Source organism: Variovorax robiniae (assembly GCF_037889955.1).
GTDB lineage: Bacteria > Pseudomonadota > Gammaproteobacteria > Burkholderiales > Burkholderiaceae_C > Variovorax > Variovorax robiniae.
The window spans coordinates 532,319-546,085 of the sequence record NZ_JBBKZS010000001.1; the positions used below are offsets into that span (position 1 = coordinate 532,319).

The window sequence follows — 13,767 nt, forward strand, 5'->3', positions numbered from 1 at the left end:
ATGCCCAAGACCCGGTCGGGGCCACCCTCGATGGATGCGCGTCTGGTCGAGAGCGGCCTGCGCCTGTCCGCATCCGGCAGCGAAGGCGAATGGCGCGAGGCGCTGCTCGACGAGGCCGTTACGCTCATCGGCGCCCAGCGCGTATTGCTGGTGCTCGAATGCAAGGACAGCCTGCACATCGCCGGCTCGAAGCTGCCCGACGGTGAAGAAGCCGCCACCCTGCTGGCCGCCATCGAGCCTTGGCTGACAACGACACGTCGCACGCGCAAGCCGAGCCTGCGCCATGGCCCCGAGGGCGCCGCTCCCATCGACCAACGCTCGTGCCTGATCGCGCCGCTCGCGGTGAAGGGCGATCTTCAGGGCCACCTCTACGCCGACATCGAAGGCCCTTTGGGCCGCTTCGACAACACGCATCGCGATGCCCTCGTCCTGCTCGCCCGCCAGGCGTCCACGGCGCTCGCCAACATCCGCCAAAAGGAAACCCAGGAACACAAGCTCGCCAAGGGCGCCGATCGACTCGCGCAACATGCCGGGGAACTCGCGCTCATCCACTCCATCCAGCAGGGCGTGGCGGCCCGCATGCCCTTCCAGGACATCATCAACCTGACCGGCGACAAGCTGCGCGAGGTGCTTCACACCGGCGACATCTCCATCATCTGGCGCCACGAGAAGACCGGCCTGGTCCAGGGGCTCTATCGCTACGAGCACAACCAGCCGTTGCCCTTGCTGCCGCCGCGCGAACTGAAGCCGGGCGATCCGGTCGAGCGCATCTTCCTCGCGGGCGAGGTCGGCGTGGCGAACACGCGCGAGGAACAGGCGCACATCGGCATGAGGCCCTCGCCCGGCACCGACTGGGCGCATTCCGTCGTCGGCGTTCCGATCATCGGCACCGAGCGCGTGATCGGCGCCATCGGCCTGCAGAACCACGAGCGTGAGTACGCCTTCGGCCCCAACGAGATCCGGCTGCTGCAGACCGTGGCGGCCAGCATGAGCGGCGCGCTGGAGAACGCGCGCCTGTTCGACGAGACCCAGCGCCTGCTGAAGGAGACCGAGGCGCGCAATGCGGAGCTGGCCATCATCTCGGCCGTGCAGGACACGCTGGCCGGCGAATTGAACCTGCAGGGCGTGTATGACGCCGTCGGCGACAAGCTGAGCCAGGTGTTCCCGAATGCCGACGTGGGCATTCGCATCTACGACGCGACCAGCAACCTCATCCACTACCCCTTCATCGGGCGCCGTGGCGAGCGCTTTCGCATGGAGTCGCTGCCACCCGCCGGCTTTGGCGCGCAGGTGCTGCGCACGAAGCGCACGCTGCTGGTCGACGAGAACCTGGAGGCGGAAGCCCTGAAGGTCGGCTCCTTCCGCCTGTCCTACCACCCCGCCTATCCCAAGTCGCAGGTGCTGGTGCCGCTGATCGTGGCCGACAAGGCGGTCGGCATGATCTCGCTGGCCGACCTGCACCACGAGCACGCCTTCAGCGCCTCCGACATCCGGCTGCTGGAGACGCTGGCCGGCAGCATGAGCGCGGCGCTGGACAACGCCCGGCTGTTCGCCGAGACGCAGCGCGCACTGGCGCACCAGACCGCCGCCTCCGAGGTGCTGCAGGTCATCGGCCAGTCGGTGGCCGACACCGGGCCGGTGTTCGACAAGATCCTCGAATGCTGCGACCGCCTGTTCGACGCCTCCTCCTTCGGCCTGTACATGGTCGATGCGCAGGGCATGCTCGGCCTCGCGCAGTGGCGCATGTCGGCCAAGGGCCGCGCCTTCATCGGCGAAGAACGTGCGGAACGGCTCGGCGCGCAATTGCGAGCGATCTACCCGCGCCCGCTCGCCGAGACCGCCGCCGAACTCGCTTTCCGGCGGCGCGACCTGGTCGAAATCGCCGATGTGCTGCACGACCCGGACGTGCCGCCCTCCTTGCGCCGCAACGCGGAGGTCGCGGGCGTCAACTACGCCAACCTGGCCGCCCCCCTGATGTGGGAAGGCCGCGGCCTCGGCATGCTCAGCATGCAGCGCACCGCGGTCGGCCCGTTCCAGCCGAGCGACCGCGCGCTGCTCAAGACCTTTGCCGACCAGGCCGTGATCGCGATCCACAACGCGCGCCTGTTCGACGAGACGCAGGAGTCGCTGGCCCACCAGACCGCCGCCGCCGAAGTGCTGCAGGTGATCGGCAAGTCGGTGGCCGACACCGGCCCGGTGTTCGACAAGATCCTGGAGCGCTGCGAGCGCCTGTTCGACGCCAGCGGCTTCGGCCTGATGATGCTCGACGCCAATGGCCAACTCGAACTGACGCGCTGGGTCGTCACGGCTGCCGGCCATGCCGACTTCACCCAGGACCGCATCGATGCGATCGGGCCGATGATGAAGGCCAGCTACCCGATGTCGCTGGCCGGCACCGCCGCCGAGGCCTCCTTCCGCACCGGCGAACTGGTCGAGTACGCCGACGTGCTGGCCGACCCGAACGCCCCGTCGGCCCTGCGCCGCTACGCCGAGTTCATCGGCAAGAGCTTCGCCAACCTGGCCGCGCCGCTCATGTGGGAGGGCAAGGGTGTCGGCCTGCTCAGCATGCAGCGCGGCGAGGTCGGGCCGTTCAAGCCCAGCGAGCGGGCGCTGCTCAAGACCTTTGCCGACCAGGCCGTCATCGCTATCCAGAACGCGCGCCTCTTCCATGAGACACAGGTGGCCTTGACCCACCAGACCGCCGCGGCCGAGGTGCTGCAGGTGATCGGCAAGTCCGTGCATGACACCGGGCCGGTGTTCGACAAGATCATGGAGTGCAGCGACCGCCTGTTCGACGTCAGCTCCTTCGCCCTGACGATGGTCGACACCCAGGGCCAGATCGAACTCGCGCGCTGGCGCATGACCGCTGCGGGCCGCGCGGTGATCGGCGAGGAACGCGCCGCGCAGCTCGGCCTGGCCATGCAGGCCAGCTATCCGATGCCGATCGCAGGCACCTCCGCCGAACTCGCGTTCCGCACCGGTGACCTGGTGGAGTTCCCCGACGTGCTGGCCGACCCGGCTGCGCCGCCGATGCTGCACCTCAATGCGCAACGGATCGGCCAGAGCTTCGCCAACCTCGCCGCTCCGATGATGTGGGAGGGCCGCGGCATCGGCGTCCTGAGCATGCAGCGCAGCGAGGTCGGGCCGTTCACGCCCGGTGAGCGCGCATTGCTCAAGACCTTCGCCGACCAGGCGGTGATCGCGATCCAGAACGCGCGGCTGTTCAACGAGACCCAGGAAGCCCTGCAGCGCCAGACCGGCACGGCGGAGATCCTGCGCGTCATCGCGAGTTCGCCGACCGACGTGCAACCGGTGTTCGACGTGATCGTGGAGCGCGCGGTGCAGTTGTGCAATGCGCGCATGGGCCGCGTCTACCGCTACGACGGCACCACCATCCACATGGTGGCCGTCGGGGGCGTGAGCCCGGTCAAGCTGCGCAAGCTCAACCGCATCTTCCCGCGGGACGCCGCGGACGACACCATTGCCGGCGTCGTCATCCGCTCCCGCAAGCCCTACTTCGTCAAGGACATCCAGCAACCGAACGACGTGCCCACGCTGTCGCTGCAGATGATCGCCGCGCTGGGCACGCGCAGCCAGGTCACGGTGCCCATGCTGCGCGGCGACGAGCCGATCGGCGCCATCACCGTCGGCTGGGCCGAGCCCGACGCGTGGAACGAGCAGCAGGTGACCTTGCTGCAGACCTTCGCCGACCAGGCCGTCATCGCGATCGAGAACGTGCGCCTGTTCAACGAGACCACGCAGGCCCTGCACAAGGTGGAGGAACGCACCGCCGAGCTGACCGAGTCGCTCGAATCGCAGACCGCCGTGAGCGACGTGCTGCGCGTCATCAGCGAATCGCGCACCGACGTGAAGCCGGTGTTCGAGGCCATCCTCGACTGCACCATGTGGCTGTTCGACGGCCCCTCCTCCTCGATCTTCACCTACGACGGCCGCATGGTCCGGCTGGCCGCCACGCGCAACTGGACGCCGGAGGCGCTGGAAGCGGCGCGCACGATGTGGCCCGCGCCGCCGGACCCGCACCAGATGAACGGCCGGGTCATTCTCGAGCGCCGGGCACTGAGCAACGACGACGCCCTGGCCGACCCGGACTACGACCGCTCGCTCGCCAGCACCGGCCATCGGCGCCGCATGATCGCCGCGCCGATGCTCAAGGACGGCGAGCCGGTCGGCGTGATCGTCACCGCCTGGCCGGAGCCCGGCCAGACACCGCAGCGGCAGATCGACCTGCTTCAGTTGTTCGCCGACCAGGCCGTGATCGCCATCGAGAACGTGCGGCTCATCAACGAGACCCGCGAGGCTCTGGACCGCCAGACCGCGACGGCGGAAGTGCTCAAGGTCATCAGCGGCTCGCCGACCGACGTGCAGCCGGTGCTCGACTCGGTGGCCGAGCGCGCCGGCCTGCTTTGCCATGCCGAGGGCAGCCGTGTCTGGCTGGTGGTCGATGGGAAGTTGCGCGCCATGACCAGCTACGGGCCGGTCTATGCCGACGGCGCGGGCATGGAGCTGCCCATCCGTGGCAGCTCGATCGCCGGTCGCGCGTTCCTGCAGCGCCAGACCGTGCATGTCGAGGACGTCCTGCCCGTCATGGACAGCGAATACCCCGACGTGCGCGAACTGCAGGCACGCAACGGCTTTCGCACCGTGCTGGCCGTGCCGATGCTGCGCGATGGCCATGCCGTCGGCGTGATCTCCCTGCTGCGCAACCAGGTGCATCCCTTCTCGCCGGCCGAGATCGGCCTGGTGCAGACCTTCGCCGACCAGTCGGTGATCGCGATCGAGAACGTGCGGCTGGTCAACGAGACGCGCGAATCGCTGGAGCGGCAGACCGCCACCGCGGAGATCCTCAAGGTCATCGCCAGTTCGCCGGCCGATGTGCAGCCCGTGTTCGACGCCATCGTGCACAGCGCGCGGCAACTGGTCGGCGGCTTGTCGGCGACGCTGCTGCGGCGCATCGGCGATTCGATCCATCTCTCCGCCTTCACCGCCACCACCGAGGAAGGCGACCAGGCGCTGAAGAAGTACTTCCCGGTGCCCGTGGACTCGGACTACATCTACAAGCCGCTGCTCAGCGGCCAGCCGTTGCTGATGCCGGACATCGAGTCGAACACGGAAGTCTCCGACGAGTTGCGCGAACTGGCAAAGCGCCGGGGCTGGCGCGGCCAGGCCAACGTGCCGCTGGTCCACGAAGGCGTGCCCATCGGCATGATCAGCGTGGTCCGCGTTGCGCCAGGCCCGTTCACCAACCACCAGGTCGAGCTGCTCAAGACCTTCGCCGACCAGGCCGTCATCGCGATCCAGAACGTGCAGATGTTCAACGAGACGCAGGAGGCGCTGGAGCGGCAGACCGCCACCGCGCGCGTGCTGCGCGTGCTGGGCGGCTCGATGACCGACACGCAGCCGGTGTTCGACGCCATCGTCAGCAACTGCGGCAAGCTGCTGCACGACAGCCGCGTAGTGCTGTGGCTGGTGGAGGCGGACGGGCTGCATGCGCGGGCCAGCAATGGTGGCCTGCCCTCCACGGTGCTGCCCATCGACGACGGCAGTCCGATCGGTGCCTGCGTCATCGGCAAGCGCGTGCTGCACCTGCCCGACCTGGTGGCCGCGATGGACCGGCACCCGATGCTGCAGCAGCTCGGCGTGGGCAGCGGCTTCCGCTCCGGCCTCTATGCGCCGTTGCTGCACGAAGGCCGTGCCATCGGCGGCCTGGCCGTGCTGCAGAAGGAGCCGGATGGCTTCGACGACAAGGACATCAGCCTGCTCGAATCCTTCGTCGGCCCGGCCGTGATCGCCATCGAGAACGTGCGGCTGTTCCGCGAGACGCAGGAGGCGCTGGAGCAGCAGACGGCCACCTCGCAGGTGTTGGAAGTCATCAGCAGCTCGGTGGCCGACACCGCACCCGTGTTCGACAAGATCCTTGAAAGCTGCGGGCGCCTGTTCAGCAGCACCGAGCAGGGCATCCTGCTGCTGGGCGCGGACGGCTTCGTCGACCTGGCCGCTCACCATGGCTCGGCCCTGCCGACATTGCAGAAGTTCTTCGTCGACCAAAGGATTCCGTCGCACCTGATCGAGCCGGCCGTGCGGGCCGGCAAGCCGATCCATTACCCCGACGTGCTCGATCCGTCGGCCAACCCGCTGGTGCGCAAGATCGCCGAGTCCATGAACATCGGCCCGTACTCGCAGTTGATGGCGCCGATGGTCTGGAAGGACCAGCCCATCGGCCTGCTGAACGTGATCCGCCAGCCCGCGACCGGCTTCAACGAAAAGGAAATGAAGCTGCTGGAAACCTTCGCCGACCAGGCCGTCATCGCGATCCAGAACGCGCGCCTGTTCCGCGAGACGCACGAGGCGCTCGAGCAGCAGACCGCCATCGCCGACATCCTGCGTGTCATCAGCAGTTCGCCGACGCGCACGCAGCCGGTCTTCGATGCCATCGTGAAGGCCTGTCAGCGGCTGTTCGAGGGGCGCGGGGTGGCTTTCGCGGTGCCGCGCGACGACATGATCGAGGTGGTCGCCTTCGCCGACGACGGCACGCGCGGCGACCGCGAAGGCGGCTTCCTCCAGCCCTGGCCGCTGGACCGCCAGAGCGCGGCGGGCGCATGCATCCTCGATGCGCGCCTCATCAACGTCGCGGACACGAAGGAAGGCGTGAAGGAGTTCTCGCGCATGAAGGACCTGGCGCTCGCGCTGGGCTACCAGTCGGGCCTGTTCGTGCCGCTGATGAAGGGGGGCCATGCGATCGGCAGCATCGGCATCCTGCGCGCGACCACCGGCAAGTTCAGCGAGCAGGAAACCAAGCTCGCCAGCACCTTCGCCGACCAGGCGGTGATCGCCATCGAGAACACGCGACTGTTCAACGAGACGCGCGAGGCACTGGAACGCCAGACCGCGACCTCCGAGGTGTTGCAGGTCATCAGCCGCTCGGTGAACGACACCATGCCGGTGTTCGAGCGCATCCTGGAGAGCTGTGCCCGGCTGTTGTCGATCGAGGACGCCGCCATCTACCTGGTGAGCGACGACGACATGCTGCATCCCGGCGCGCGCATGGGTGCGCTCTATGCACGCGCATTCAAGTACTTGCCGCAGCCGCTGTCCAACACGCTCACCGGCCGGTCCATCGCGCAGCGGCAGATCCTTCACTACCCTGACCTGCTTGCGTCGGAGGAAGTGCCCGAACCCGTGAAGGCCGCGACCCGCTCGGTCGGCAACGGCTCGATCGCCTTCGCGCCGATGATCTGGAACGACCGCGGCATCGGATCAATCTCCGTGGTGCGCACGCCGCCCCGCCCTTTCACCGACAAGGAACTGGGCCTGCTGCGCTCTTTCGCCGACCAGGCGGTCATCGCGATCCAGAACGTTCGGCTGTTCACCGAGACGCAGGAGGCACTGGAGCGCCAGACCGCCACCTCGGAAGTGCTGCAAGTCATCAGCGGCTCCATGGCCGATGCCAAGCCGGTGTTCCGCAAGATCCTGGAAAGCTGCCAGGGCCTGCTGGCCAGCGACGAGTTGGCGACCATGCTGATCGGCGACGACGGGCAGCTTCACCTGGCCTGCGCCATCGGCCCCTATGGCGAGAGCCGCGACCCCGAGGAGACGCGCGCCTTCGACGGCAGCGCCACGCAACTGGCCATCGCCGACCGGTGCGTGCTGCACTACCCGGAAGTCCAGACCGACCCGGGCGTGCCCGAGCCCCTGCGCGCGATGACCGTCCAGGCCGGCATCCGCTCGCTGCTGCTGGCGCCGATGCTGTGGGAAGACCATGGCCTCGGCTCGATCCTGGTCTGCCGCACCTCTCCCAAGCCGTACACGGCGGTCGAGATGTCGCTGCTGCGGACCTTCGCCGACCAGTCGGTGATCGCCATCCAGAACGCGCGCCTCTTCAACGAGACCACCGAGGCGCTGGAACAGCAGACCGCCACCGCCGACGTGCTGCAGGTCATCAGCGGCTCGATGGAGAACGCGCAGCCGGTGTTCGACAAGATCCTGGAAAGCTGCCAGCGCCTGTTCTCCGGATCGCAACTGGGCATCTCGCTCAACGGCGCCGATGGCCTGGTGCACCTGGGCGCGCACCGCGGCGCCGCGCGCGAGGTGCTGGAGAAGTTCTACCCGCGCCCGATCGACCGCTCGCCCATCGGCCTCATCATGGGCGGCACCGAGGTGCTGCACATCCCGAATGCCTTGGCCGAGCCCGACCTGCCCTGGTTCATGCGCGAGGTGGCCGAGCAGGTCGGCAACTACGCGATCATGGTCGCGCCGCTGATCTGGGAGGGCCGCAACATCGGCTCGATCCATGTCACGCGAGACCCGTCGGAGCCCTTCGCCGACAAGGAAATCAAGCTGCTGAGGACCTTCGCCGACCAGGCCGTGATCGCGATCCAGAACGCGCGCCTGTTCAACGAGACGAAGGAAGCGCTGGCGCAGCAGACCGCCACGTCGGACGTGCTGCAGGTCATCAGCGGCTCCATGGCCGACGCCCGACCGGTGTTCCGCACGATCCTGGAGCGATGCCAGCGCCTCTTCGACAGCGACGAACTCGCGGCCATCCTGGTCGGCGACGACGGCCAGATGCACTTGGCCGCCTCGCTCGGCAAGGACAGCGAGAAGCGCGCCGCCAGCTACGCGCGGCCCTTCAACGGCAGCGCGACGCAGTACGTCATCGAGGGCCGGCGCGTGCTGCATTTCCCCGACGTGCAGAACGAACCCGAGGTGCCCGACAGCCTGCGCGAGATGTCGGTGCGCGCCGGCATTCGCTCGATGATGATGGCGCCGATGCTGTGGGAGAACGGCGGCCTCGGCTCCATGCTGATCGGGCGCACCTGGCTCAAGGCCTACACAGCCTCCGAGATCGCGCTGCTGAAGACCTTTGCGGAGCAGGCGGTGGTCGCGATCCAGAACGCCCGCCTCTTCAACGAGACGCAGGAGGCGCTGGAGCAGCAGACCGCCACGGCCGACGTGCTGCGCGTCATCAGCGGCTCGATGGCCGACCCGCGGCCCGTCTTCGACAAGATCCTGGAAAGCTGCCAGCATCTTTTCTCCGGCTCGCAGATGGGCATCACGCTGGCCGGCGACGACGGGATGATGCACCTGGGTGCGCACCTCGGCTCGGCGCGCGAGATGCTCGAGAAGTTTTATCCGCGGCCAATGCACAACACGGTCTTCGCCGGCTCCGATGTGATCCACATCCCCGACGTGCTCGCGCACAAGGAACTGCCCCCCTTCATGGCCGAGATGGCCGGGCAGATGGGCAACTACGCGATCGTCGTCGCACCGCTGATGTGGGAGGGCCGCGACATCGGCTCGATCTACGTCATCCGCGAACCGGTCGAGCCCTTCGCCGACAAGGAAATCAAGCTGCTGAAGACCTTTGCGGACCAGGCCGTCATCGCGATCCAGAACGCGCGGCTGTTCAACGAGACCAAGGAAGCCCGTGCTGCCGCCGAGGCCGCGAACGAAGCCAAGAGCGCCTTCCTCGCCACCATGAGCCATGAAATCCGCACGCCGATGAACGCGGTCATCGGCATGAGCGGGCTGCTGCTGGATACGCCGCTCAACGTCGAGCAAGCGGACTATGCGTCGACCATTCGAGACTCCGGCGATGCCCTGCTGACCATCATCAACGACATCCTCGACTACTCGAAGATCGAGGCCGGCCGCATGGACATCGAGGCCCATCCCTTCGACCTGCGCGACTGCGTGGAGTCGGCGCTGGACCTGGTCAGCACGCGCGCGACCGAGAAGCACCTGGACCTGGCCTATGTCTTCGAAGGCGACGTGCCGGTGGGCGTGAACGGCGACCTCACGCGGCTGCGCCAGGTCCTGCTGAACCTGCTGAGCAACGCGGTGAAGTTCACCGAGACCGGCGAGGTGGTGCTGACCGTCACGTCCAAGCCCCTGCCCGCTGGCCGCGCCGGCATCACCTTTGCCGTGCGCGACACCGGCATCGGCCTGTCGCCACAGGGCATGAGCCGGCTGTTCCAGTCCTTCTCGCAGGCCGATTCGAGCACCACGCGCAAGTACGGCGGCACCGGCCTGGGCCTGGCCATCAGCAAGCGGCTGGCGGAGTTGATGAACGGCACCATGTGGGTCGAGAGCGACGGCCCCGGCACCGGGTCGACCTTCTACGTCACCATCGAGGCGCCGGTGGCGGAGATGCCTCCGAGCAAGCGGCGCATCTTCACCGGCGTGCAGGCCGAGTTGCAGGGCAAGCGCGTGCTCGTCGTCGACGACAACGCGACCAATCGCCGCGTGCTCTCGCTGCAGTCCGCCAAGTGGGGCATGGACGCCCGCGACACGGCGTCGCCCCTGGAGGCGTTGCGCCTGCTGGAACAGGGCGAGCACTTCGACCTGGCCATCCTCGACATGCACATGCCCGAGATGGACGGCACCGACCTCGCCCGCCGCATCCGTCCGCAGCAGCCCAAGCTGCCGCTGGTGCTGTTCAGCTCGCTGGGCCGGCGCGAGGCCGGCGCCGATGTGGATGGCCTGTTCAACGCCTTCCTGGGGAAGCCGATCCACCAGTCGCAACTCTTCGACACGCTGGTCGGCCTGCTCGCGCACCATGACGCACCCGCACCCAAGGCCGCGCCTGCGGTCTCCGGCAAGCCGCAGATCGACCCGACCATGGGCACGCGTCATCCGCTGCGCATCCTGCTGGCCGAAGACAACGTCGTGAACCAGAAGCTGGCCATGCGCCTGCTGCAGCAAATGGGCTACCGCGCCGACCTGGCTTCCAACGGCCTCGAGGCGGTGGAATCGGTGCAGCGGCAGGACTACGACGTGGTGCTGATGGACGTGCAGATGCCCGAACTCGACGGCCTAGACGCCACCCGCCAGATCTGCGCGCTGATGCAGCCCGGCCAACGCCCGCGCATCGTCGCCATGACCGCCAACGCCATGCAGGGCGACCAGGAGATGTGCCTGGCCGCCGGCATGGACGACTACCTGACCAAGCCGATTCGCGTCGACAGGCTGGTGGAGGCGCTGAACAATGTCCCGAGACGATGACCCGCATGGAACCCCGAAATGAGTGACCCCACCATAGACCCCGCCACCTTCGCCGAATTGCAGGAAGCCGCGGGCGCCGAGTTCGTCACGGAGCTGGTCCAGACCTTCCTGCAGGAAGCGCCGGGGATGCTGAAGGAACTGCGCGAATCGCAGGCCGCGGGCGATGCCGACACCTTCCGCCGTGCCGCGCATTCGCTCAAGTCGAACAGCCTCACCTTCGGCGCGCTCGCGCTGGGCGCGATGGCACGCGACCTGGAGCTCGGTGGCCTGCCGCAGCAGCCGGACGCGCTCGATACGCTGACGCAGGAATACCTGCGCGTCGACGCCTCGCTGAAGGCGCTGTGCCATGTCTGAACCCAGCCCCACGGCAGCCCGCCTGCTGGTGACGGACGACAACAAGGTCAACCGCCTGCTGCTCACCCGCAGCCTCGAACTGCAGGGCCACAGCGTGAAGACCGCCGAGAACGGCCGCATCGCCCTGGAGATGCTGCAAAGCGGCACCTTCGACCTGATGCTGCTCGACATCGAGATGCCCGAGATGACCGGCTTCGAGGTGCTGGAACACCTGAGCGCGGACACCCGGCTGCGCGACCTGCCGGTGATCGTCACCTCGTCGCTCGAAGGCGTGGCCGACATCGTGCGCTGCATCGAACTGGGCGCCGAGGACTACCTGCACAAGCCGGTGAACGCGGTGCTGCTGAAGGCGCGCATCGGCGCCAGCCTGGAGAAGAAGCGGCTGCGCGACCAGTTGAAGGAAATGGTGCGCCGCTTCGCCACCTCCGAGGTCGCGCAAGACCTGCAGCAATCCGGTTTCGCGCTCGGCGGCCGGCGCGTGCAGGGCACCGTCATGTTCTCCGACATCCGCGGCTTCACCGCCATCGTCGAATCGCAGTCGCCCGAGGAAACGATCGAGCTGCTCAACACCTACTACACGCTGATGTTCGAGGCCATCACCAGCCACGGCGGCGTGGTCAACCAGATGATCGGCGACGGCCTCATGGCCATCTTCGGCGCCCCCCTGCCGCTGGAAGACCACGGCGGCTGCGCGGTGCGCGCGGCGATGGACATGGTCGAGATGGTCGGGCTGCTGAACCAGGAACGCACCGCGACCCATAAATCCGAGATCCGCATCGGCGTGGGCGTCGCCACCGGGGAGATGGTGGCCGGCTACACCGGCACGCAGGAGCGTGCGACGTACACGTGCATCGGGGACACGGTGAACCTGGCAGCGCGGCTGGAGGCGCACACCAAGCTGGCGCAGCGTGCGATCCTGATCGACCCGGCGACCTGCCATGCGATCGACGGGCGCATTGCGGTGGAGGCGCTGGGGCCGGCGCTGTTCCATGGGAAGTCGGCGCCGGTGGATGTCTATGCGGTGAAGGACGGGAACACGTTGACGGGGTGATGCTGCCTCGCACGCGGCGGCGAGTCGGCCTGCGCCGCCCTGTGCCGCGCAGGCCGTGAACAGGTGCACGAAAGCCGAAGCCCTGTCCCCCCGGCGATGTATGCCGCATGGCCTGGCATGCCAATCCATGAGAACGCGATCCGTGTTTGCTGCAACTCAGTGGCAGACAAGGAGAACGACATGGCTCACAACTTCCGCCCCTTCAACGTCATTCATGCGGAGCTGGTCCGCACCATGGATCTGCTCGCTGCCGTCGGCTTCGACACCGAAGGCGAGGTCTATCAGTCCACCCTCCAGCGCGTCATGCGCCTGGTCATGGAGTTCCGCATCGCGGAGGACGCCGCCATGCGTGAGGCGGAGTTGGTCGCATCGGAACTGTTCTATCGCTACACCGGCGGCAGGCTGCTGGAGATCGACGAAGGCGAGTGATCCCGCTGAGCGCGGCGGACCCGCAAGCCGCCGTCGCCTGTGGGACTGTCCGCGTGCCTTCCCGGGCAGACCGTTCCCAATCGCTCTGCTATCGTCCCCGAGGCCTCGCGAGCGCAGGCTCCCATGTTCCCTCCAGGAGTAGCTGAATGTCCCTGTTTTCATTGACGGGCAAGGTGGCGATCGTCACCGGCTCATCCCGCGGCATTGGCCGTGCCATTGCCGAGCGGCTGGCCGAGCACGACGCCAAGGTCGTGATCTCCTCGCGCAAGCCCGGGCCTTGCGAGGAAGTGCGCGATGCCATCAACCGCCAACATGGCGAAGGCTCGGCGATCTCGGTGCCGGCCAACATCTCGTCCAAGCAGGATCTGAAGAATCTCGTCGACGAAACGAACCGCCAGTTCGGCAAGGTCGACATCCTCGTCTGCAACGCGGCATCGAACCCCTACTACGGCCCGCAAGCCGGCATCGAGGACGACCAGTTCCGCAAGATCCTCGAGAACAACGTGATCGCCAACCACTGGCTCATCAGCTTCGCGGCGCCGCAGATGATCGAGCGCAAGGACGGCGCGATCATCATCGTGTCCTCCATCGGCGGCCTGCGCGGCTCGCCGATCATCGGCGCGTACTGCGTGTCGAAAGCGGCGGACATGCAGCTCGCGCGCAACCTCGCGGTGGAATACGGGCCGCACAACGTGCGCGTCAACTGCATCGCGCCCGGCCTCATCAAGACCGACTTTGCACGCGCCCTGTGGGAAGACCCGGAAGGCCTGAAGCACCGCACCGCCACCACGCCGCTGCGCCGCATCGGCGAGCCCGACGAGATCGCCGGCGCGGCCGTGTTCCTGGCATCGAAGGCTGGCTCCTTCATGACCGGGCAAAGCCTCGTCATCGACGGCGGCGTGACCTGCTGA

5 protein-coding genes are annotated in these 13,767 nt (G+C 67.6%); all 5 read left to right on the forward strand.

The genetic code is table 11. The features are described from left to right. Complete coding sequence (locus tag WKW79_RS02280; RefSeq protein WP_340333471.1) at positions 1-11,022, forward strand: GAF domain-containing protein; 11,022 nt, start codon at positions 1-3, stop codon at positions 11,020-11,022. Between the two features lie 18 nt (positions 11,023-11,040). Next, complete coding sequence (locus tag WKW79_RS02285; protein WP_340333472.1) at positions 11,041-11,376, forward strand: Hpt domain-containing protein; 336 nt, start codon at positions 11,041-11,043, stop codon at positions 11,374-11,376. After that, positions 11,369-12,427 carry an adenylate/guanylate cyclase domain-containing protein gene (locus tag WKW79_RS02290; protein ID WP_340333473.1) on the forward strand — a complete coding sequence of 353 codons (1,059 nt, stop codon included), beginning with the start codon at positions 11,369-11,371 and terminating at the stop codon, positions 12,425-12,427. Before WKW79_RS02285 ends, WKW79_RS02290 begins: the two co-directional genes overlap by 8 nt. A 180-nt stretch (positions 12,428-12,607) precedes the next feature. Then, positions 12,608-12,856 (forward strand): hypothetical protein, encoded by a 249-nt coding sequence (locus tag WKW79_RS02295; protein ID WP_340333474.1) that lies wholly within the window; start codon positions 12,608-12,610, stop codon positions 12,854-12,856. 146 nt (positions 12,857-13,002) lie between these two features. Continuing rightward, the gene (locus WKW79_RS02300) at positions 13,003-13,767 is read left to right on the forward strand and encodes an SDR family NAD(P)-dependent oxidoreductase (RefSeq protein ID WP_340333475.1); all 765 of its coding nucleotides are present in this window, start codon (positions 13,003-13,005) and stop codon (positions 13,765-13,767) included.